At 53.9% G+C, this 21,737-nt stretch carries 16 protein-coding genes and 2 pseudogenes; 13 read left to right on the forward strand and 5 right to left on the reverse strand.

The window, feature by feature from the left end:
• Window position 1: 1 nt before the first annotated feature.
• The 3 genes from FD737_RS05315 (at window position 2) to FD737_RS05325 (ending at window position 5,307) form a co-directional block, all read left to right on the forward strand.
• Complete coding sequence (locus FD737_RS05315) at window positions 2-3,163, forward strand: efflux RND transporter permease subunit (RefSeq protein WP_160832904.1); 3,162 nt, start codon at window positions 2-4, stop codon at window positions 3,161-3,163.
• Between the two features lies 1 nt (window position 3,164).
• Window positions 3,165-4,589: an efflux transporter outer membrane subunit gene (locus FD737_RS05320; RefSeq protein WP_034823599.1), complete on the forward strand. Its 1,425-nt coding sequence runs from the start codon at window positions 3,165-3,167 to the stop codon at window positions 4,587-4,589.
• 133 nt (window positions 4,590-4,722) lie between these two features.
• Window positions 4,723-5,307 (forward strand): TetR/AcrR family transcriptional regulator, encoded by a 585-nt coding sequence (locus FD737_RS05325; protein WP_237448745.1) that lies wholly within the window; start codon window positions 4,723-4,725, stop codon window positions 5,305-5,307.
• Window positions 5,308-5,309: 2 nt separating this feature from the next.
• Here the strand turns inward: FD737_RS05325 and FD737_RS05330 are convergent, their stop codons facing one another.
• On the reverse strand, window positions 5,310-5,873 hold the full coding sequence (locus FD737_RS05330) for a TetR/AcrR family transcriptional regulator (protein ID WP_058959940.1): 564 nt from the start codon (window positions 5,871-5,873) through the stop codon (window positions 5,310-5,312).
• 222 nt (window positions 5,874-6,095) lie between these two features.
• Between FD737_RS05330 and FD737_RS05335 the strand changes: the two genes are divergently transcribed.
• The 3 genes from FD737_RS05335 to FD737_RS05345 all read left to right on the forward strand — a co-directional run bounded on the left by FD737_RS05335 (window position 6,096) and on the right by FD737_RS05345 (window position 8,634).
• Window positions 6,096-6,776 carry a pirin family protein gene (locus tag FD737_RS05335; RefSeq protein ID WP_160832906.1) on the forward strand — a complete coding sequence of 227 codons (681 nt, stop codon included), beginning with the start codon at window positions 6,096-6,098 and terminating at the stop codon, window positions 6,774-6,776.
• 686 nt (window positions 6,777-7,462) lie between these two features.
• Complete coding sequence (locus tag FD737_RS05340) at window positions 7,463-8,059, forward strand: NAD(P)H-dependent oxidoreductase (RefSeq protein WP_160832907.1); 597 nt, start codon at window positions 7,463-7,465, stop codon at window positions 8,057-8,059.
• On the forward strand, window positions 8,056-8,634 hold the full coding sequence (locus FD737_RS05345) for a TetR/AcrR family transcriptional regulator (protein ID WP_097117160.1): 579 nt from the start codon (window positions 8,056-8,058) through the stop codon (window positions 8,632-8,634). The genes FD737_RS05340 and FD737_RS05345 overlap by 4 nt, the downstream gene beginning before the upstream one ends.
• Here FD737_RS05345 and FD737_RS05350 read toward each other — a convergent pair.
• The 3 genes from FD737_RS05350 to FD737_RS05360 form a co-directional block, all read right to left on the reverse strand.
• The gene (locus FD737_RS05350) at window positions 8,627-9,643 is read right to left on the reverse strand and encodes a lipoate--protein ligase A (RefSeq protein WP_160832908.1); all 1,017 of its coding nucleotides are present in this window, start codon (window positions 9,641-9,643) and stop codon (window positions 8,627-8,629) included. The genes FD737_RS05345 and FD737_RS05350 overlap by 8 nt on opposite strands.
• Before the next feature lie 253 nt (window positions 9,644-9,896).
• The gene (gene tkt, locus FD737_RS05355; protein WP_160832909.1) at window positions 9,897-11,888 is read right to left on the reverse strand and encodes a transketolase; all 1,992 of its coding nucleotides are present in this window, start codon (window positions 11,886-11,888) and stop codon (window positions 9,897-9,899) included.
• Window positions 11,889-11,917: 29 nt separating this feature from the next.
• Window positions 11,918-12,376 (reverse strand): RpiB/LacA/LacB family sugar-phosphate isomerase, encoded by a 459-nt coding sequence (locus tag FD737_RS05360; protein ID WP_160832910.1) that lies wholly within the window; start codon window positions 12,374-12,376, stop codon window positions 11,918-11,920.
• A 443-nt stretch (window positions 12,377-12,819) separates the two neighbouring features.
• Here FD737_RS05360 and FD737_RS05365 point away from each other — a divergent pair, with 443 nt between their 5' ends.
• From FD737_RS05365 to FD737_RS05390, 6 genes and pseudogenes are all read left to right on the forward strand, one after another.
• A complete protein-coding gene (locus FD737_RS05365) occupies window positions 12,820-14,154 on the forward strand; it encodes an MFS transporter (protein WP_034823583.1) in 1,335 nt (444 codons plus the stop codon).
• Window position 14,155: 1 nt separating this feature from the next.
• Complete coding sequence (locus tag FD737_RS05370) at window positions 14,156-15,901, forward strand: dihydroxyacetone kinase family protein (RefSeq protein ID WP_160832911.1); 1,746 nt, start codon at window positions 14,156-14,158, stop codon at window positions 15,899-15,901.
• Window positions 15,902-15,903: 2 nt separating this feature from the next.
• Window positions 15,904-16,677 carry a triose-phosphate isomerase family protein gene (locus FD737_RS05375; RefSeq protein WP_160832912.1) on the forward strand — a complete coding sequence of 258 codons (774 nt, stop codon included), beginning with the start codon at window positions 15,904-15,906 and terminating at the stop codon, window positions 16,675-16,677.
• Window positions 16,677-17,495 (forward strand): annotated as a pseudogene (locus FD737_RS05380) (sugar phosphate isomerase/epimerase family protein). Before FD737_RS05375 ends, FD737_RS05380 begins: the two are co-directional and overlap by 1 nt.
• Window positions 17,492-18,349 carry a phosphogluconate dehydrogenase C-terminal domain-containing protein gene (locus FD737_RS05385; protein WP_160832913.1) on the forward strand — a complete coding sequence of 286 codons (858 nt, stop codon included), beginning with the start codon at window positions 17,492-17,494 and terminating at the stop codon, window positions 18,347-18,349. The pseudogene FD737_RS05380 and the gene FD737_RS05385 overlap by 4 nt, the downstream one beginning before the upstream one ends.
• Before the next feature lie 107 nt (window positions 18,350-18,456).
• Window positions 18,457-19,422: pseudogene (locus tag FD737_RS05390) on the forward strand (sugar-binding transcriptional regulator).
• Window positions 19,423-19,571: 149 nt separating this feature from the next.
• On the opposite strand, the gene FD737_RS05395 reads toward FD737_RS05390, so the two are convergent.
• Window positions 19,572-20,348, reverse strand: coding sequence for a type IV toxin-antitoxin system AbiEi family antitoxin domain-containing protein (locus FD737_RS05395; RefSeq protein ID WP_160832914.1), 777 nt, complete (start codon window positions 20,346-20,348; stop codon window positions 19,572-19,574).
• Between the two features lie 272 nt (window positions 20,349-20,620).
• Here FD737_RS05395 and FD737_RS05400 point away from each other — a divergent pair, with 272 nt between their 5' ends.
• Window positions 20,621-21,724: an ABC transporter ATP-binding protein gene (locus tag FD737_RS05400; RefSeq protein ID WP_160832915.1), complete on the forward strand. Its 1,104-nt coding sequence runs from the start codon at window positions 20,621-20,623 to the stop codon at window positions 21,722-21,724.
• Window positions 21,725-21,737: the final 13 nt, after the last annotated feature.

The raw sequence follows: 21,737 nt of genomic DNA on the forward strand, positions 1-21,737 counted from the left end.
TATGTTGGCTCAGTTCTTTATTCGTCGGCCGGTGTTTGCCTGGGTTATCGCCATCTGCATCATGATGTTCGGTTTACTCAGTATTAACAGCCTGCCCGTGGCGCAATATCCCGATGTGGCGCCGCCACAGATCAGCATTCAGGCCACCTACACCGGAGCCTCGGCGGAAACGCTGGAGAGCAGTGTCACCCAGGTGATTGAGCAGCAGTTGACCGGGTTGGATGGTTTACTCTATTTCAACTCCACCAGCACCGCATCGACCGGTCAGGTAAAAATCAATGTGACCTTCCAGCAAGGCACTGACCCCGATATCGCTCAGGTTCAGGTACAAAACAAGGTTCAGCAGGCAGAAAGCCGTCTGCCTACCGCCGTGACCACACAGGGTGTCACCGTGGAAAAAGCGCAGAGCGACTTCCTGCTGATCCTTGCGGTGTACGATAAAACCAATAAAAGCAGTTCTTCCGATGTGGCTGACTATATGGTCAGTAATATGGAAGATACGCTGGCGCGTGTGAGCGGCGTCGGGAGCGTGCAGGTATTTGGTGCCGAATACGCGATGCGTATCTGGTTAGATCCGAGCAAGCTCGCCTCCTATTCGCTGATGCCGTCGGATGTCACCACCGCACTGGAGAGCCAAAACACCCAGGTCTCTTCCGGCCAGTTGGGTGCGCAGCCTGCCAGTAAAGAGCAGCAACTGGTGGCAACGGTGCGTTCGCGTTCACGTCTGCAAACGCCAGAACAGTTCCGTAATATTGTGCTGAAAAGCCAGTCTGACGGTTCCGTGGTGCGCCTGAGTGATGTGGCGCGCGTCGAGATGGGTGATGAGGATTACAGTGCCAACGTGCTGGCGAACGGCCATCCCGCTTCGGGTATCGCGGTTCAGCTGGCGTCGGGTGCCAATGCGCTTTCCACCGCCGAACAGGTGAAATCCACCATCAATGAGTTCCGCAGCAGTATGCCTGCGGGTTATGAGATCGCTTATCCGCTCGACAGTACCGACTTTGTAAAAATCTCGATTGAAGAAGTGGTGAAAACGCTGATCGAAGCGGTGATTCTGGTGGTCATCGTGATGTTCGTGTTCCTGCAGAACATTCGTACCACACTGATCCCGGCGATTGCCGTGCCGGTCGTGTTACTGGGCACCTTTGGCGTGCTGTCGCTGTTTGGTTATTCGATTAACACCTTAACCATGTTCGGTATGGTGCTCGCCATCGGCTTGCTGGTCGATGATGCGATTGTCGTCGTGGAAAACGTTGAGCGCGTGATGCGCGAAGAGGGATTATCACCGCGTCAGGCCACCGAAAAATCGATGAAAGAGATCACAGGGGCGCTGATCGGTATTGCCTTAGTGCTGTCGGCGGTGTTCCTGCCGATGACCTTCTTCAGTGGTTCAACCGGTGTGATCTATCGCCAGTTTTCGATCACCATTGTGTCGTCGATGGTGCTGTCGGTGATTGTCGCGCTGACGCTGACGCCGGCACTCTGTGCCACCTTGCTGAAACCACATAACCATGAAAGCGGCACCAAAGGCTTCTTTGGCTGGTTTAACCGTAGCTATGAAAAAGTACAGGGGCGCTATCAAAACGGCGTCGGCCATGTGGTGCACAGTTCAGTGCGTTATCTGCTGCTGTACGGCGTATTGTTGATCGGATGTGCGGTGCTGTATCTGCGCCTGCCGACCGGCTTCCTGCCGACCGAAGATCAGGGCTATATCATGGTGCAGTATCAGCTGGCACCGGGTGCCACGGAAAACCGCACCAGTGAAGTCCGTCAGCAGGTTCAGCAGTACTTCGCGACCAAAGAGAAAGATAACGTTAACGTCAGCATGCTGGTGAACGGCTTCAGCTTTGCGGGCAGCGGACAGAACGCCGGTATTGGTTTTATCTCGCTGAAAAACTGGAGTGAGCGTAAAGGCTCAGAGAACAGCGCCGATGCGATAGCAGGACGCGCCATGGCTGCGCTATCCAGTATTCGTGATGCACAGATTTTCGTGTTGTCACCGCCTTCAGTCTCGGGATTGGGCCAGTCCAACGGCTTTACTTTTGAACTGCAAGCACGCGGCTCAACCGATCGTGACCAACTGCTGAAGATGCGTAACCAGCTGATCGCTGAAGCCAATCAGGATCCGGTGTTGAGCGCGGTGCGTGCCAACTCGTTACCCGATTTGCCTCAGCTGGATGTGAGTATTGATGATGCCAAAGCGCAGTCACTGGGCCTGACCATCATTGACATCAATACCACCTTGAGTGCAGCGATTGGCGGCAGTTACGTCAACGACTTCACCGACCGCGGTCGCGTGAAGAAGGTTTACATGCAGGGCGATCAGCAATTCCGCAGTAAGCCTGAAGATATCGATCAATGGTACGTGCGTGGAACGGATAGCAGCAGCAACACCACCATGGTGCCGTTCTCGTCGTTCGCCTCCTCAAAATGGGCTTACGGTCCAGATGTGCTGTCACGTTATAACGGCCTGGCTTCCTATGAGATTGAAGGATCTTCAGCATCGGGCAAGAGTTCCGGCGATGCCATCACCGCTATGGAAAAACTGGCGGCCAAACTGCCAACCGGTACCACCTATGCATGGAGCGGCCTCTCTTATCAGGAAAAACTCTCCGGCAACCAGGCAATGTCGTTGTATGGCATCTCCCTGATTGTGGTGTTCCTGTGTCTGGCCGCGCTGTATGAAAGTTGGTCAGTGCCGTTCTCGGTGATGATGGTGGTGCCGTTGGGCGTCATCGGTTCCTTGCTGGCCATTACGCTACGCGGTCTGGAAAACGACGTCTATTTCCAGGTAGCGTTATTGACCATCATTGGTCTCTCGGCCAAGAACGCGATTTTGATCGTGGAATTCGCTGAGGAGAACTATCGCAAGGGTGAGAACCTGGTGAAAGCCGCGGTGCATGCCGCCACCATGCGTTTGCGTCCGATCATCATGACTTCGCTGGCGTTTACCGCTGGGGTACTGCCATTGGCGATTTCAACCGGTGCGGGGGCGAACAGCCGTATCGCTATCGGCACCGGCATTATCGGCGGCACCCTGACCGCGACCTTGCTGGCCATCTTCTTTGTACCGCTGTTCTTTGTTCTGGTCCGTCGCGTTTTCCCGGCGATTCCGCATGACGATGCACAGTCAACCGAATCTGCTGTGAAGGCGGAGGAGTAATATGTCTGCAAAACTTTTAATGGTGTTTTTGCCGTGTTTCCTTGCGGGTTGCGTATCTCTCGATCCGCATTACGATCGGCCAAAGGATGCGGTGAATACCACCGCGCCCACCGGCGATGCCTATCGGACGTTACAAGGCACACCGGCTAACTATCGTGATATCAGCTGGCAGGATTATGTGCTGGATGCGAAGCTGCGCCAGGTGGTGACGATGGCGCTGGACAGCAGCCGCGATCTGCGTGAAGCGGTCGCCAGTGTGAAATCGGCTCATGCTCAGTATGGTGAGCAGCGTGCCGATTTGTTCCCCAGCCTGAGCGCTGGCGTGAGCGGCACACGTTCACGCGCGCTAACCGGGGAGGGAAATCAAACTGCGCTCAGCAATACCTATTCAGCCGAGGGCAGCGTCAGCTCGTTTGAATTGGATCTGTTTGGCAAGAACCAGAGTCTGTCGCGCCAGCAGTATGAAACTTATCTCGGCACGCTGGAGGGCGCCCGCAGTACGCGCCTGACGGTGCTGTATAACACCGTGGATTACTGGCTGCAGCTGGCCGCCGATCGCAGCAATCTGGCGATCGCTAAAGAGACGGCAGAGAGTGCGCGTCAGTCACTGGAAGTGACGCGCAAGCGTCTGCAGAACGGTGTGGATTCGATGGTGGATGTCGCGTCAGCAGAGACCACTTATCAATCTGCTCAGGCGGATGTGGCCAGTTACACCACAAGCGTGGCGCAGGATAAAAACGCGCTGGATCTGGTGGTAGGCAAAAGCGTGCCAGATAATTTGTTGCCTGAAAGCATTGAGTCCATTGGCGATGCATTGAAAGCCGTACCTGCTGGCGTGTCATCGGATGCACTGAACAATCGCCCGGACGTGTTGCAGGCAGAGCACAACTTAAAAGCCGCTAATGCCAATATCGGGGCGGCACGCGCTAACTTCTTCCCAAGCATCTCCCTCACCGCCAGCGGTGGGGTGGGCAGTTCAGATTTGTCTTCGCTGTTCAAGAACGGTGCGGGAATCTGGTCGTTTGCCCCAAGTATCTCGCTGCCGATTTTCAAAGGCGGCTACAACGTTTCCTACCTCAACTACACCAAAGCGCAGAAAGAGTATTACGTGGCGGTGTATGAGAAGGCGGTCCAAACGGCGTTCTCAGAAGTGGCCGATGCGTTGGCACGACGCGGCACCATCAACGATCAGCTGACCAGTCAGCGTAATAATGTTGCTGCTTCGCAAACCTATTACCACCTGGCAGATCTGCGCTATCAAAATGGTGTGGATACCTATCTGAATGCGTTAACTGCACAGCGCACGCTGTATACAGCACGCACTAGCCTGGTGAGCGTTGAGCAGGCTTACTACCAGAACCTCAATACTTTCTACAAAGTGATGGGTGGTGGTACTGCGTTGAAAGAATCTGAACTGAAACTGTGATGATCGCCCCGGGTCGATGCGTTAGCGACCTGGGGAAAAATGTAACCGGATTTATAGCCAGCATATCGGCTATAAATCCCTTCGCGTATGATAGGAAAAAACAATAATAACGCGCCGGCCACTTTTAGGAGTTATGTTGAGCAAATCAGAGAATGACGCCTTCGTGCGACAGCGACAGCAAATAATTATTGCCGCTGCAAAAATATGTTTTAGTCGCTCCGGTTTTCACGGGGCGAGCATGGCTGATATAAGCCGGGAATCAGGTTTGGGTGCAGGGCAGATATATCGTTATTTCGAGAGCAAAGAATTCATCGTCAGTGAAACGATTAAAAGTATCGCCACGAGTTGGCGTGTTTTTTTACAAGATAATCTGCCGAAGCAAAGCAGCACCCGCGATATTATTGATGCGGAATCGCCATTTTGGCAGGACTGGCCCTATCAGGACCGCTGCTTATTACTGGAGATGTATTCGGAAGCGTCGCGTAATCAATCTGTGCGGGAAGTTTTGGCACAAGAAGAACAGCTATTGATTGCTGATTTGGAAAAAGCGTTTAGCCGCCAGTATGCTCAAGTGAGTCCACAGCAGCGTAATGAGCGTATCCAATTTTTGTTAATGCTGGTAGACGGTGTTGCCTGCCGCGCATTTGGTGATAAGAACCTGGATCATCACGAACAGGGCAGGATCAATGGCATTCTCACACATCATTTGTTTGGCTGATTTCAGGCCATATCATGCTGATTGATGTCACGCGTGATGGCATCAAAAAAGGGCATAAATCCGTCGGGCACGTCACGTTGTTTCATGCAACGGCGAATGATCATCCCATCGATCACCAGAGAGATGATATGCAGTCGGGTGTTGATGACGTCGGCTTTCAGCGCCGGATTGAGCGTCTGCTCCTGAGCAATAAAGTTGTTTTTTAATACCAACCACGCATCATTCATTATCTGACGAATACGCTCGTTACGTGTGGCTTCAGATGAGACTTCCATCAACAAGACAATACTGTGCTCAACTTCGGGCGGCACAATGTCCTGCACCGAATGCGTGACGCCTCCCGCATGGGCAATTCGTTCAAAATCAGCGTTTAATAATGCGATCATGCGTTGCACCACATTGGTCACCAGCGCTTCGATAATGGCATCTTTGTTTTTATAATATTTATAAATTAAACCAATGCTAACATTTGCCTGGCTGGCAATATTCTGAATAGAAGTTTGATGAAACCCTTTTAGGCGCATGCACTGTTCAGCTGCATCAAGAATCTGTTCGCTGCGATTCATGTTATTTACTCATCACGGAAAAGCGTATTTTACGCAAAAACAAGCAGCCTGACTAATCCTGAATGCTAAATAGTCGCGTTCTTTAGATTGTTTCTTTTTCTAATTATTGCTGTTAGTTATCAATATTCAAAAATTTTGACTTAAGTGAGCAAATTGCACACCTGTTCAGGGATTTTCTTGTCGCTATCATGATGAGCATAGCCACATTTTGAGGAGCAAATTATGAACGTAATGCGTGCCCAGCGTGACCAACTGTTTGAATACGGTCCCTTTACCATCCGCCGGCAACGGCCTGGCGAGGCTTTTGGCCCGCTGACGATTATTGATCAGATGTCGTTGAAAATGGATGCGCGTATACCGATGCACACCCGTCAGGACGAAGAGATTTTCAGCTACGTCTGGCGTGGTTCGGCGCAGCACCTTGCTGAAAATGGCGACAAAACCGCGCTGAATGCCAAGCGCGCTATGGTGGTGAGTGCAGGAAGTGGCGTGCGTTATGAAGAGTCTGCGCCTTTTGTTGAAACCGAGATGTTGCAGGCTTATATCCGTCCGGCCAAAAGCGGCGGTGCACCACGCACCCTGGATTTTACTCGCGCTGATGGGGTGCCGCTTAACGCCTGGACATTGCTGGCGGGACCTGAAACTAGCGACGCGCCGCTGCCGTTGGGTCAGGAGGTGTTCATTTATGATCTGAAAGTGGAGCGGGGCGCGCAGGTTGAGGTGCCACACCTTGCTGGTTACTCAACATGGCTGACCTTGCTGGATGGCATTGTAACTGTTGGCGAGGAGCGGCTGTTGCAGGGGGATGCTATCAGCGAGCAGGGCGCATTACCTGCAGTCCGAGGCGAGCGTGACGCGACAGTGATTGCTTTCCTGGTGGGTGACGGTGTCACGTTTTTGTGAGTACAGGCTGCCATTGTTCATGAGAAAGCCTGTTACTGCGAGGACCATTTGGGCTTTTTTGTGCGGTGGTGCGGGCCGTAGCACCTCTGCTGCTGCCGGGCAGTCCTCGCGCCGCTGACGCGGTGCCCTCGGCTTCCACGTCGTGCCTACGGAACGTTCGGGGATCGACCATCCCTGGTCGGCCCCGAACTGATCCACGCATCCCTGCGCGGATCTCCTGGCCCAACGTAAAAGCCTCAGCGCTGCGGATAGCCCTTGCAGCATCAGAGGCGCTACCGCCATTCATATGGTGCCCGTTTTGATAAAACCCACTGAAGCTTCCGAGTAGACTTAGGTCAATTTGTGAGGATGCCTTGATTGAATCCAGCAGATTAATCCTTCAACAACACGCATTGAATCAAACGAGAAAGCCAGAACCTAAGCGACTCCAGCAAGCGTCATCACCTGCGCACCCAGACAATGACAGCCAACACCTTCGCCACTCTGCAACCTAGCCAATCAACCTCCGACTTTATTATCGCCTCTGCCTCCAATCACTCCACCACCAGCCAATCTCAAAACGCTGTCATCACCCGTCATCCCAACCAAAGGCATCACACGCTCAAGTCCAACAGCAAACGAATAATTGACAACCTACCACTGGTAAGTTACCAATAGTAGGTCAATCATTGTCGGAGGTTAACCCCATGCACACGCTTATCGTTACAGCTCATCCAGACCATCACTCACACACCCATGCTGTGGTTGAACAGCTGGTTAAAGGCATTTCAGCGAGCGGCCAACACAGTGTTGAAATCGCCGATTTAGCGGCTGAGCACTTTGATCCACGCTTCAATCAGGCGGATGTCGAACAGTTCAAATCGGGAACCGTTTCGCCTCAGGATGTATTGGCCGAACAGCAGCGTCTCAATCGTGCCGATGCGTTGGTATTGGTGTATCCGATTTACTGGTGGTCTTTCCCGGCACAGTTAAAAGGGTGGATTGACCGCGTGTTTACCCAGGGCTGGGCGTACGACGACACCGGCGAAAAGGTCATCAAAAAGTTGGGGCATCTGCAGGTGCATCTGCTGGCACTGGGTGCGGCCAATACGCGCACTTACCTGCGTCGTGGCTATTTCAGCAGTATGCGCAATCAGATCGATGAGGGAATATTTGGTTATTGCGGCGCGCCGGTAGTCACCAGCGAACTGTTGTTGCCTTCCGATGAGGGTTATCCTGATGCGCATTACGCGCTTGCCCGGCAACTGGGGCAGCGACTTTTTACTGTAAAGGAATCTGCATGAACTCACCAACGCGCCAGCGTATGACCTTTGACGCCCGCCGCGAGCAGCTGATGAACACAGCGTGGAATCTGGTGCGAGAGCAGGGCAGCGATGCCCTTACTCTTGGGCGAGTGGCCATTGAAGCGGGTGTCAGCAAGCCTGTGGTGTATGAGCATTTTGGCACTCGCCACGGTTTGCTCGCTGCGCTTTATGAGGACTTCGATGTGCGGCAAAACGCTGTCATTGACGCGGCGATGGCAAAAGCGGGAGACGATCTGGCAGAACGCGCCAGCACGGTAGCCGCTTGTTACGTGAACTGTGTACTGACACAAGGGCGCGAAATTCCCGATGTGCTGTCAGCACTCAATAGCTCGCCAGAACTGGCTGAAGTGAAGCGCAAATACCAACTCGATTTCATGGCGAAGTTACGTCTGTGGTTTGCTGAGGCGAAGCTGCCGCAATCCAGCCTGTGGGGTTTACTGGGCGCGGCAGACGCCCTCTCAAACGCTGTAGTGTGTGGCGATATCCGGCAGCTGGATGGCGTAAAGGAACTGCAGGGACTCATTGAGGCGCTGGTGCAGCGCCACCTTATCTGATGCTGTTCACCAGCCAGTTTGTTAGTTCGGTGAGTTCCTTCTGCTGTTCCGGAAACGCCGCAATCAGTTTCTGCATTTCAGCCTGCAGTGACTCCGGTCGATACGCCACACCGTGCAACTGCATCGCCAGCGTTTCAAGCGGTGCGGGATTGAGGCTATCGGTGAAAATTTGACTGCGGGTAATGGTGCCACGCTCAACGTCAAAGTGAATCTCAACGCCACCCCAGACAAAACGTTCCTGCAGCAGATGTGAGAAATCAGGCGCCTGACCAAAATTCCACTCCCAGCTGCTCTGGCGGGCGAACTGCGCCTTAAAGCCGGGAAGGTCAGGCAGGGCTTCCGGTGAAATAATCTCGGGCTCGCAGGTTTCATGGTAATGCGCGAAGTAAGCCGCAATCACCTCACGACGGATGTCTGCAAACCGGATATCAGGAATAAAATCCGCGATGTTCGCCACGCGGGAACGCACCGAGGTGATCCCTTTGGCCTGAAGCTTTTTGATGTCCGGGTTGAGGTAATCGGCAAGGCGCGACAGATCGGCGCTCATCAGGAAAGTGCCGTGGTGAAAACCGCGATCCGGCGTTTCACGATAGGCGGAACCGGAAATCTTACGCATATCGCCATTCACATTGACCACGATGTCATTGCGACCGGAGGCTTCGGCGCGCATACCCAGCTTCTCAAGCGCCTGCAAAATAATCGCCGTCGAGACGGTTTTGTCATACTCCGGTTTACCGGCCATAAAGGTGAAACAGGCGTTGCCCAAATCATGAAACACCGCACCGCCGCCGCTGCTGCGTCGCGCCAGTTTGATGCCATCTTCCGCCATCCGACGCGTGTTGCACTCTTTCCACGGGTTTTGCGCGCGGCCAATCACCACCGTTTCAGCGTTCTGCCATAAGAACAATACGCGCTGCGTGGTAGGCATCTGACGGAATATGCACTCTTCCACCGCGAGGTTAAACCAGGGATCGTGTGAATCAGAGATCAGCAAACGTAAGGTGGACATGTTTCCTCCAGTTCCGTGAGAAAAGGGCAAGCGGAGGACAGAATACGCTGATTCGGATGCAAAGATAAGCGGAGTGATTTTCGTGTTGAGTCAGGTGCGCATCCTGCAACCAGAGGAGGCCATTGATGATGTCACGTCGAGCGGGAAATCAGTGCTGTGTTGAAATGGCTGAAAAAGGGCGGCATTCTTGCCGCCCCTGGAGGCATCTCACATCTTATGTAGCCAGGCGCACGCCATTTCTGGCGTTGACCATTTACAGAATCGATTTCGCCGTTTGAACCACGTTTTCCACGGTGAAACCAAACTCTTTGAACAGCAGCTCCGCTGGCGCGGATTCGCCGAAAGTGGTCATGCCGACAATCGCGCCGTGCAGACCGGTGTACTTGAACCAGTAATCGGCGATACCGGCTTCGATCGCCACACGCGCGGCCACCGCTTTAGGCAGCACAGATTCACGGTAAGCCGCGTCCTGCTTGTCGAAGGCGTCGGTTGAAGGCATCGAAACTACGCGCACCTTACGGCCCTCGCCCGTCAATTGCTCATACGCAGCAACCGCCAGCTCCACTTCTGAACCGGTGGCGATGAGGATCAGCTCTGGAACCCCTTCACTGTCTTTCAACACATAACCGCCGCGCACCACGTTAGCCAACTGCTCAGCGGTACGATCTTGCTGCGCCAGATTCTGACGCGAGAAGATTAAGGCAGTAGGGCCGTTGACGCGCTCAATCGCGTATTTCCATGCCACCGCAGACTCAACCTGATCACACGGACGCCATAAGCTCATGTTCGGCGTCACGCGCAAACTGGCCATCTGCTCAACCGGCTGGTGGGTGGGGCCATCTTCGCCTAAGCCGATGGAGTCATGGGTGTAGACCATGATCTGACGCACTTTCATCAACGCCGCCATACGTGCCGCATTGCGTGCGTACTCGACAAACATCAGGAAGGTGGCGGTGTAAGGCAGGAAACCACCGTGCAGCGCGATACCGTTGGCGATCGCGGTCATACCGAATTCACGCACGCCGTAATGAATGTAATTCCCCGCGGGATCTTCATTGATCGGCTTAGCACCCGACCACATCGTCAGGTTGCTGGGTGCCAGGTCAGCAGAACCCCCAAGGTATTCCGGCAGAATCTTGCCGAAGGCTTCAATCGCATTTTGCGACGCTTTACGGCTGGCAATTTTCGCCGGATTGGCCTGCAGCTGCTCGATAAACTGTTGCGACTCAGTTTCCCAGTTATCCGGCAACGCATCTTTGATACGACGGTTAAACTCCGCCGCCAGTTCCGGGTAAGCCTCGGCATAAGCCGCGACTTTTGCCTCCCACGCGGACTCTTTCGCCTGGCCGGCCTCTTTCGCATCCCACTGCGCATAAAGTTCTGAAGGGACTTCGAACGGCGCGTGGTGCCAGCCCAGCTGTTGACGAATCTGTGCAATTTCGTCGTCGCCCAGTGGTGCGCCATGCACATCGTGGGTACCGGCTTTGTTCGGTGAGCCAAAACCGATCACGGTTTTGCACATCAGCAGAGAAGGCTTGTCCGAGACCGCTTTGGCTGCTTCAACCGCTTTCTTAATCGCGTCGCCGTCATGACCGTCTACGTCACGCACCACGTGCCAGCCGTACGCTTCGAAACGGGCGGCGGTATCGTCGGTGAACCAGCCATCAACGTGACCATCAATAGAGATGCCGTTGTCATCATAGAAGGCCACCAGTTTCCCCAGCTTCAGCGTCCCGGCGATGGAGCAGACTTCGTGCGAAATGCCCTCCATCATGCAGCCGTCGCCCATAAACACATAGGTATGGTGATCAACGATGTCGTGGCCAGGACGGTTAAACTGCGCCGCCAGCGTACGTTCGGCAATCGCGAAGCCGACGGCATTGGCGATCCCCTGACCCAGCGGGCCGGTGGTGGTTTCAACGCCTGGCGTATAACCGTATTCCGGATGACCCGGCGTTTTTGAATGCAGTTGACGGAAATTCTTCAGTTCGCTGAGTGGCAGATCATAACCGCTCAGGTGCAGCAGGCTGTAAATCAGCATCGAACCGTGGCCATTCGACAGGACGAAGCGGTCGCGGTTAGCCCACTTAGGATTGTTTGGATTGTGCTGTAAAAAATCGAGCCACAAAACTTCGGCGATGTCCGCCATGCCCATAGGGGCACCCGGATGACCTGACTTGGCTTGTTGTACGCCATCCATGCTTAAAGCACGGATGGCGTTGGCTCTTTCCCGGCGTGTTGACATAAGGTTCTCCAGAGGTAAGAAGTCGGTGATTATTTAGAATGTGAAACTTGTTCGTAGTAACCGATTTTCTCGACTTTGGCGGTGGAGCCACCACCTTCAAACTCTGAGGCCAGCCAGGCATTGACGATGTTCTTCGCCAGTTCTGGACCGATAACGCGTGCGCCCATGGTCATGATCTGAGCATTGTTGCTTTTACGGGCACGTTCAGCAGAGAAGGTGTCATGGCACTGTGCCGCACGCACGCCTTCCACTTTGTTGGCCACGATTGCCACGCCGATACCGGTGCCGCACAGCAGGATGCCGCGCTCAAATTCATTCTTCTGGATAGCGGTTGCCAGCGCAAATGCCACATCCGGGTACATCGGACGGTCATTTTGTGCGTCATTGGTGTAGTCCGTCACTTGAAAGTCTTTCTCTTCAAGCAGTTTTTTAATGATGTTTTTCAATTCGATAGCCGCATCATCGGCGCCAATTGCGATAGTTTTCATCGTCATTCTCCAGCAGGGTTTAGTTCTGACGCCTGAACGTTTGTTATGCAGGCGAGAAGATGTTCATCGATAGCCTGCCACAAATCCAATCATATGTTCAATGGTTGTTCATGTGTCTTACGTGCTGATTTAGTGATGCAAAGCGCGAAGGGTGCTGATACCGCGCGGATTGCGCTGCATTTCTGCGTATTTTTCCGATTCAGGGCCAAAATCAAATCTCATGAGCAGGCTCACATTTTCAATCATTGCAGTTGAGAGATGTACATTTATACGTGTAGTGTTCATTTGTTCGCATAACGATACCAATGTACAAGAAGACCCCTTGAGGACTCGAACATGTGTCATTTACACCGTACCTCTCAGTACACCTGCAGCCAGCGCTCATTTCGCGTCTGGTCAACACCAAACAACAGTTTTAACCACGCACGTCACGGAGGTGCGTTATGAGTCAGCAAAACATGACGGCGGTTGAGAAATCCGCTATCAGCAAAATCTCCTGGCGTCTGGTGCCTTTCGTGGCACTGATGTTCTTTATTAACTTCCTTGACCGCACCGCAATTTCTTTTGCTGGCCCAAATGGCATGACGCAGGACCTCGGTCTGACAGGTGTGCAGTTTGGTCTGGCATCCGGCATCTTCTTTATCGGTTATATCTTGCTGGAAGTGCCGAGCAACCTGGCGTTGCATAAGTTCGGCGCACGTCGCTGGCTGGCACGCATCATGATCAGCTGGGGTATCGTCTCGCTGCTGTTCACCTGGGTGAGCAGTGTCGAAGGCCTGTATACGCTGCGCCTGCTGCTGGGTATTGCTGAAGCGGGCTTCTTCCCGGGTGCGATTCTTTATCTGAGCATGTGGGTACCGGGACGTCATCGCAGCAAAATCCTGTCCTTGTTCTATCTGGCACAGCCGCTGACCGTCGTATTCGGTGCGCCCCTGGCGGCAGGTTTGATTGAGCAACACGGTCTGTTCGGTCTGGATGGCTGGCGCGTAATGTTCCTGGGTGTTTCCATCCCAGCGATTCTGATCGGTATTGTGGCGCTGTTCTGGCTGGTGGATTCACCGCGTCAGGCGAAATGGTTAACCGCAGATGAGAAGACCTGGCTGACCAACGAGCTGGAAGCGGAGCATCAACAGAAGCAGGGCCATAAGAAACATAGCCTGCGCTCCGTCATGGGCAACGGCCGTGTGTGGACGCTGTGCCTGATCTACTTCGGCTTTATCTATGGCCTGTATGCGCTGGCCTTCTTCCTGCCAACCATTATCGGCGGCTTCCAGCAGCAGTTCGGCACTACCTTTAACGTGATGCAGAAGGGATTGATCACCGGCGTGCCATACCTGATTGCTGCCGTGGTGATGTACTTCTGGTCAAAAGATGCCACCCGTCGTGGTTGCAAAACCTGGCACATCGCGATTCCAGCGCTGGCCGGTGGTATCAGCGTGCCATTGGCGCTGTATATGGATTCACCGTTCACCACCATCATGGTGATCGCGATTACTGCCAGTTCCATCTTTGCTGCCTTGCCTAACTTCTGGACACTGCCAACGCAGTTCCTGACCGGCGCGTCAGCCGCAGCGGCTATCGCACTTATCAACACCTTAGGAAACGTGGCGGGCTTCTCCGCGGGCTACATCACTGGCGCACTGCACGACGCCACCAACAGCTATGTGTTACCGATGTTCGTGGTCGGTGGCTTCATGCTGCTGTCAGCCGTCCTTATGCTGTTATTGAATCGCCAGCGCCCGCAGTCTCAGCCGACCTCTATCGCACAGGAGCACTAAAATGACGTACCTGTTTAACCAACCTTCAGCCTTTGCTGCTGAACTCATTGAAGGCTTTGTCGCCGCCAACGCCGATAAAGTTCGTCAGGTCACCGGTGGTGTGGTGCGCAGCACGCGCAGCCAACCCAATACGGTTGCGGTGATTGTGGGCGGCGGTTCCGGTCATTATCCGGCCTTCGCCGGGTTGGTTGGACAAGGTCTGGCACACGGCGCAGCCATGGGGAACCTGTTTGCTTCGCCGTCTGCTCAGCAGATCTACAACGTGGCAAGAGCGGCACATAACGGCGCGGGCGTGTTGCTGATGTTCGGAAACTATGCGGGCGATGTACTGCACTTCGGCCAGGCTTGCGAACGTCTGCGTGCCGAAGGTATTGCCTGTGAAATTCTGGCGGTAACGGACGATATTTCCAGCGCCAGTAAAGACGAACGGGTGAAGCGTCGTGGTGTGGCCGGCGATTTGTGTGTGTTTAAAGCAGCGTGTGCAGCGGCAGAAGCGGGCGACGATTTAGCGACCGTGCTGAAGAAATCACAACACGCTAACGATCGTACGCGGACTTTCGGTGTGGCATTTGGCGGATGTACCTTGCCGGGTGCCACGCATCCTTTATTTGAAGTCGAGAAAGGGCGCATGGCGCTCGGTCTGGGCATCCACGGTGAGCCGGGTATCAGTGAGACTGATGTGCCCAGTGCCGATGAGTTGGCCGAGTTGTTTGTTGAACGTCTGCTAGGCGAAGTACCTGCCGACGTCAAACAGATTGAAGGTCATCGCGTGGCGGTGATCCTCAACGGTTTGGGTTCAGTGAAGTATGAAGAGTTATTCGTGGTGTATCGCCGCGTGGCACAACTGCTGGACGCTGCAGGACTTAAAGTGGTTCAGCCCGATGTCGGTGAGTTTGTTACCAGCTTCAACATGGCGGGCGCATCGCTGACGCTGATGTGGTTGGACGATGAGCTGGAGACACTGTGGTGTGCGCCGGCAAATGCACCAGCCTATCGCAAAGGAAGCGTGCTGATCGCGGAACCGCTAAGTGCGGAAGAGCGTGAAGAGAGCACGGAAGAAGCATTGCCGCAGGCTTCAGCTGAGTCCCAGCAGAGCGCACAGCGCGTGTTACATATCCTGGAATTAGTGGCAGATTTGTTACAGCGTAACGCGAAAAAATTAGGTGATATCGATGCAGTGGCCGGTGACGGTGACCACGGTATCGGTATGGAACGTGGCGTGCTGGGCGCGGTGGAGAAGGCGCGTGAAGTGGCTGCGCGTGGTGCAGGTGCCGGCAGCCTGTTGTGCCGTGCTGCGGATGCCTGGGCCGATAAAGCTGGCGGCACATCGGGTGCACTGTGGGGTGTGGCATTAACTGCGCTGGGGACGGCCATTGGCGATCAGCAGTCACCCAATGCGCAACGCGTTGCAACCGGCGTACGCGAAGCCAAAGAGGGCATTATGCACTTTGGCAAAGCGAAGGTGGGCGATAAAACCATGGTCGATGTGTTGGCGCCGTTTAGCGACAGCCTTAACGCTGCAGTCGCAGAGGGTGCTTCACTGACCGATGCCTGGTTGGCGGCGGCGCAGGTAGCCGATAAGGCCGCACAAGACACCGCTCAGCTGGTGCCGAAAATGGGTCGTGCGCGTCCGCTAGCCGAAAAAAGTGTCGGTACGCCAGATGCGGGAGCCATTTCACTGGCGATGATCGTCAATACCGTTGGCGATCTGCTAAAAGAACATAAAGCCTCTCAGCAAGGAGCGTAATGATGTCTCAGCCCAAAATCTGGCTCGGCGTCAGCCTGAAAATGTATTTCGGTTACCAGCAGACACTGGACTGGTGCCGCAAAGTCGCCGGATTAGCTCAGTTGCCGGCGGTGAAAAACGGTGATGTCGGGTTGTTTGTACTGCCCGCTTATCCGGCTATTCCCGTTGTGGCTGACATTTTCGCAAAAACACCGGTGCGCTATGGCGGCCAGGATGTTTGCCAGGCTGAGAACGGCGCCTGGACCGGTGAGGTCAGCGCCAGCATGTTGCAGGAGCTCGGTTGCTCACTGGCCGAAATCGGTCACGCTGAACGTCGTCGCCACTTTCATGAAGATAAAGCGCAGATTGCTGCCAAAGTGGCTATGTCGCTGCGACACGGGTTAACGCCGGTATTGTGCATCGGCGAAGAACAGCAGGCTGAGCCGGAGCAGGCCATCGCGCTATGCGAGCTGCAGCTGGAGGAAGCATTGGCCGATGCGGTGCAACAAGGTTTACGCGGCGAAGTGTTCTTTGCCTATGAGCCGCAGTGGGCGATTGGTGCACCACAACCTGCACCGGATAGCTATATCCGCGCAGTGTGTTCGGGCCTGCAACAGTTGAAAACGCCGGAGGGTATCACCTTAAAAATCATTTATGGCGGCAGCGCCGGGCCGGGGCTGATTCAGCGTCTGGGGACTGACGTTCATGGTCTGTTCCTGGGCCGTTTTGCCCACGACCCGAATGCACTGGCGCAAATCATTGAAGAGGCCAGCGTGCTGGCGAAGGAGATCCGTTAATGAGCCGTATCGGACTCAGTACTTATGCCTTTTTCTGGCGCATGTCCAGCAAAGTGCCCAACCCGCTATCGCTGGAGCAGATGCTGCAGCAGACCGCCGAGATGGATGTCTCGGTATTCCAGATTTGTGATTATCCGGCGATTGAAAGCTGGTCTGATGCGCAGTTGCAGGACCTTCGCCAATTGGCCGACAAGCTGGGCATCACCCTGGAGTTAGGCACACGTGGCTTAGGCACTGCGCATCTGCGTCGATATCTGCATATGGCGAACATTCTTGATGCGCATGTGGTGCGCTCCATGTTCTACACCGCTGATCACCGTCCGTCACTGGATGAAGCGGCAGAGTTGATTGGTGCGGTGTTGCCTGATTTCGCCCGTCAGCAGGTGCGTCTGTGCCTGGAGACGTATGAGCAGGTCAACAGCGGCGCGATGATGTCGGTGATCAATTAGTTTCTTTCGCCGTGGTTATGCGTGTGTCTCGATCCCGCTAACTGCGTAGCAGGACTGGAATTGCCTGAACAGGTGATCGCCAATACGGCGGCGCGCGTCGGCAACCTGCACATTAAAGATTTTGCCTTTACGCGTCGTGATGGCTGGGTCGGCTTTACCTATGCTGGCTGCCTGATGGGCGAAGGCCTGCTGGACTATGACCGGATGATCGCCAGCGTGCGTCCGGCAGAAAGAGAGATTAATCAAATCGTTGAACACTGGTTGCCGTGGCAGGACGATGCCGTGCTGACCTGCGAGCGCGAAGCCGAATGGACGCGCCGCACCGTTGAATTCTTACGTAGTAAACAAGATCAGGAGTTATACCAATGAGCAATGCATTGAAAACCATCACCGTAATTGGCGCAGGCGGCAAAATGGGTATGCGCATTTCTGCCAACTTCCAGAAAAGCGATTACCAGGTGTTTTACGTTGAGAACTCACCGAAGGCGCAGGAACAAGTCACGGCGCAAGGCCGAGAGTTGTCTGATGCCGCTTCCGTTGTGCCGGTCAGTGACGTGGTAATTCTGGCGGTACCGGATATCGTTCTGGGCAAAGTGTCTGAGGGCGTGGTGCCACAGATGAAGGCCGGTGCGATTCTGCTGACGCTGGACCCGGCTGCGGCTTACGCAAACCTGATTGCCCATCGTGACGGCATCGAATATGCGGTGGCGCACCCTTGCCATCCTTCCGTGTTCCTCGAGCGCTACACCAAAGAAGAGCACGCGGATGCCTTCGGTGGCATCGCGGCGGTACAGCATGTGGCCGCTTCGTATGAAACCGGCACAGATGCGCAGAAAGCCGAACTGAGCAAAGTCATTAGCGTGATGTACGGTCCGGTAGAGGAAGTGCATTGGGTCACGGTGACGCAGCTGGCCTATCTGGAGCCAACGCTGGTGGAAACCGTGGCCTGCATGGTGGGTGCTTTTATGAAAGAAGCACTGGATGAGACCGTCAAGCACAGCGGCGTGCCGGAAGAAGCGGCCAAAGCGATGCTGTATGGCCATATTCAGATCGCACTGGCCGTGGCCTTCCGCGCCACCAACCCGTTCTCTGATGCCTGTATGATCGCCATGGAATACGGTCGCGAGAAGATTGTGAAGCCAGACTGGAAGCAGATCTTCGATCAGAAAGAGCTGGATATCGTGATTGCCCGCATGCTGAAAATCGACGCCATTAAACGTTAAGCGTGATGCAACCTGCGACTCGCCTCGCTGCTGTCTGGCGAAGCGAGTCGTATCAATGATATAACTCCCTCCTTAAATCAGGTGTCACGATACAAGACAGGTAACGGATGGAAAAGAACACGCTTTCTCAGGACTCCGAGCTGCTGACAGAAATTGCGGTGGCCTATTATCAGGACGAAATCACCCAGGAGGAGATTGCGCGTAAGTTTGGGATATCCCGCATTAAAGTTGGCCGACTGCTCAAACGTGCGCGTGAAGAGGGCATCGTCGAAATTAATGTGCGCTACCATCCGGTGTTCAGTACGCGCCTTGAACAACAGCTGCAAAGCCGTTTCCCCCAACTACAACGTGCGCTCATTGCACTGGATTCGCCGGACGATGAAGAACAGCGTCGTCAGGTAGCGGCGTTAGTCTCAGCCCATCTGGCACAATCATTATAAGACAATGCGATTGTCGCTGTCGGGCAAGGGCGCAACGTCGCCGCTGTCGCCGATTACCCCGGCCAGGTGCCGACACGTAACTGCCTGTTTATCAGCGGCATTGGTGGGACTCATCGTCCCGGTGATGCGATTAACGCCGATCATATCAGCCGTCGACTCGCCAAGAAATTTGGCGGTACCAGTGAAACCCTGTACGCCCCCGCCTATGTCGAGAACCGCGCACTACGCGATGCCTTTATGCAGAATGGCACCATCAAAGAGACGCTCGATCGCGCACGTAAGGCCGATGTGGCGCTGGTGGGTATCGGTGATATGAATGAAAACAGCTATATGGTGAAACTCGGCTGGTTTACGCCGCATGAGATCATCGATGCGCATGTGAATCAGGGCGTCACCGGGGATGTTGCGGGTTATGACTTCTTCAATGCCCAGGGACAGCATGTGGATACGGTGATGAATGACCGGGTGATTGGTCTTAGCATCGAGGAATTACGTAAAATTCCCTGCGTGATTGCCATTGCCTCCGAGAATACCAAAGCGATGGCACTACTCGGCGCACTGCGTACCGGGGCGATCGACATTGTGGCGACCACGGCGCAAAATATTCGGACGATTTTGAGTATGTCGCAGTAAATCCTATTCCGTGGCTAAGCCATGCTGCATGGCTTAGCTAAGTGGTTATTAGCAATACCTCTTTGAGTTTCGCCAGCGCCTCAGTGTGTTTAGATGGCTGCATATTCAATAAATTATGTAATTCCACCAATAAACACTTTGGCGGTCCATTAATTCGACTCCCTGGGGACGGTAATATTCCATGTTTTATCCAATCTGCCGCCACGTGCTATTTCACGTTTACCCACACCTAAATCATATTCTTCCGGCTTAAGGTATTTGAACCAGGCATGATTATGCTGCTGAGACAGCCATAAAAATAATCGTTTGCTCTTGATGCTGGAGCTGGCACGCAAAAGCGCATCCACTTTTTTGGGCGATAGAGTAGGCAAGCTCTGCATCAGTTGATCTGCATGTTCAAAGCTCATTGCTGTTGGAACCCCGGCCAGGGCCTCAAGAATCGCTTTTTCGGGTGTAGAGTAGAGCAAGGGCGGAAGTGACTCTCGCCAGTTATCTTCACGAAGATAGCGTATTTCCTGCATCAGTGAAGCTGGCCATAACCGGCGGGTGCTGTGCCATGCAAAATGAATGTTGCTGTCAATTTTATTCAGCCATGCAGGCAATGCCGTTTCTGCGTATAGCTCGATGTGGATATGTTTGCTACGTGATTGATAATGTGCGAGTCCTTCCAGATCGAGTGCGCTCAATCCGCCGACATGGATGGGGAAGAGACTCATTCTTTGCAATGAGGTGACAACGCCTTTCCAGTTAACCTGCGATGTTTCGCGGACGTACACCCCAGGGGTCAGTGTCAGCAGGGTTTGGCTTTTGACCGCGTTATCAATGAAGTGCGGATTAAAACCCTGTGTCACCAACCAGGGTTTAGTGGCGAGTAATCCCGCAGGAAGTATCTGTTTCAGCCTTTTACGACTTTCAGCGTTCAACATTGCTTTTGGTTTGCATAATGGTCATATGACGGCAATTATCGCCGTTAATTTCAAATTAAGCAAACCAGATGGAAATTTTGGTTTGTTGTGTTTGAGTTGCACGGCAATTATCGCCGTCCTTTTGACTTTATATAAACTGCACGGCAGGTTTTTTCACTCCCTTATAACAGCAGGGTAGCCTGTTCCAGTCACCCAACCGTCACCCCAGCAACATAAATCCTTCATTTCCCTGAGCTAGCTTACCGCCATTCTGTTTTCAGGACTGCGGATGCATGAGCCACCTTTCGCTACATCACATCACTAAAGCCTGGGGGGAAAAAATTGCCCTCAATGACATTACCTTTGATGCCGCAGAAGGGAGCTTTGTTGCGCTGCTTGGGCCCTCCGGTTGTGGAAAATCTACTCTGCTGCGCACCATTGCCGGCCTGGAAACTGCTGACCGCGGTGAAATCCACTTTAAACACGCTGATATCACTCATTTGCCCCCATCGCAGCGCAAACTCTCGATGGTTTTTCAATCCTATGCGCTTTTTCCACATCTGAATGTCCGCGAGAATCTGCTGTTTGGCTTAAAAGCGCGTGGGGAAGACAAGCAGACGTTTGCGAGCCGACTGGATGACGTCAGTAAGCTGATGGAACTGGATAAGTTGCTTGATCGCCTGCCATCTCAGCTCTCGGGGGGCCAACAGCAACGTGTCGCGCTGGGAAGGGCGGTTATCGCGAATAACAACCTATGTTTGATGGATGAACCTCTGTCCAACCTTGATGCCAAACTTCGCCAAAGCATGCGCCGTGAGATTCGTGCCTTACAGAAGAAGCTGGGGCTCACCATGCTGTATGTCACGCATGACCAGACCGAAGCGATGAGCATGGCGGACAGTATTATTCTGCTGAATGACGGCCACATTGAGCAACAAGGCACACCGAACGATCTCTATAACAACCCCGCCACGGTTTTTGCCGCGCAGTTTATTGGCGCGCCACCCATGAATATCCTGCCGTTGCACAACAAAGAAAACCGTCATTACCTGAGCCACTTACTGGCGCCGGTGGTTGAGCATTGCGATGAGGTGGCATTGAGTCTCGGTTTACGAGCGGAAGATATTCAGCTGATCTCACCTGAACACGCTGCCTTAAAGGCCAGAGTGATCAGCTACGAATACATGGGTGCTGATACCTTGCTGGTGTGCCAACTGGCTGGCCTGGCCGATGCCATCACCGTAAAAGTGCCCGGCATGCAGCATTTTGTCGAGGACAGCCAGGTCGGCTTGCAGTGGTCCGCAACCCGTCAATATCTGTTTTCCACCACGACCGGCAAGCGCTGTGTGTCTGCCGAGCAACAGATGTTTGTTTCACAGAAAAAATACGCTGTTTAACCGTTGTTTTTCG

This window comes from Pantoea sp. Seng, from assembly GCF_009829935.1.
Taxonomy (GTDB): domain Bacteria; phylum Pseudomonadota; class Gammaproteobacteria; order Enterobacterales; family Enterobacteriaceae; genus Pantoea; species Pantoea communis.

Excerpts from the sequence above, each read along its gene's own strand:
- FD737_RS05315 (WP_160832904.1), top strand. The coding sequence starts at position 2 with ATGTTGGCTCAGTTCTTTATTCGTCGGCCGGTGTTTGCCTGGGTTATC.
- FD737_RS05320 (WP_034823599.1), top strand. The coding sequence starts at position 3,165 with ATGTCTGCAAAACTTTTAATGGTGTTTTTGCCGTGTTTCCTTGCGGGT.
- FD737_RS05325 (WP_237448745.1), top strand. The coding sequence starts at position 4,723 with ATGTTGAGCAAATCAGAGAATGACGCCTTCGTGCGACAGCGACAGCAA.
- FD737_RS05330 (WP_058959940.1), bottom strand. The coding sequence starts at position 5,873 with ATGAATCGCAGCGAACAGATTCTTGATGCAGCTGAACAGTGCATGCGC.
- FD737_RS05335 (WP_160832906.1), top strand. The coding sequence starts at position 6,096 with ATGAACGTAATGCGTGCCCAGCGTGACCAACTGTTTGAATACGGTCCC.
- FD737_RS05340 (WP_160832907.1), top strand. The coding sequence starts at position 7,463 with ATGCACACGCTTATCGTTACAGCTCATCCAGACCATCACTCACACACC.
- FD737_RS05345 (WP_097117160.1), top strand. The coding sequence starts at position 8,056 with ATGAACTCACCAACGCGCCAGCGTATGACCTTTGACGCCCGCCGCGAG.
- FD737_RS05350 (WP_160832908.1), bottom strand. The coding sequence starts at position 9,643 with ATGTCCACCTTACGTTTGCTGATCTCTGATTCACACGATCCCTGGTTT.
- tkt (WP_160832909.1), bottom strand. The coding sequence starts at position 11,888 with ATGTCAACACGCCGGGAAAGAGCCAACGCCATCCGTGCTTTAAGCATG.
- FD737_RS05360 (WP_160832910.1), bottom strand. The coding sequence starts at position 12,376 with ATGAAAACTATCGCAATTGGCGCCGATGATGCGGCTATCGAATTGAAA.
- FD737_RS05365 (WP_034823583.1), top strand. The coding sequence starts at position 12,820 with ATGAGTCAGCAAAACATGACGGCGGTTGAGAAATCCGCTATCAGCAAA.
- FD737_RS05370 (WP_160832911.1), top strand. The coding sequence starts at position 14,156 with ATGACGTACCTGTTTAACCAACCTTCAGCCTTTGCTGCTGAACTCATT.
- FD737_RS05375 (WP_160832912.1), top strand. The coding sequence starts at position 15,904 with ATGTCTCAGCCCAAAATCTGGCTCGGCGTCAGCCTGAAAATGTATTTC.
- FD737_RS05385 (WP_160832913.1), top strand. The coding sequence starts at position 17,492 with ATGAGCAATGCATTGAAAACCATCACCGTAATTGGCGCAGGCGGCAAA.
- FD737_RS05395 (WP_160832914.1), bottom strand. The coding sequence starts at position 20,348 with ATGTTGAACGCTGAAAGTCGTAAAAGGCTGAAACAGATACTTCCTGCG.
- FD737_RS05400 (WP_160832915.1), top strand. The coding sequence starts at position 20,621 with ATGAGCCACCTTTCGCTACATCACATCACTAAAGCCTGGGGGGAAAAA.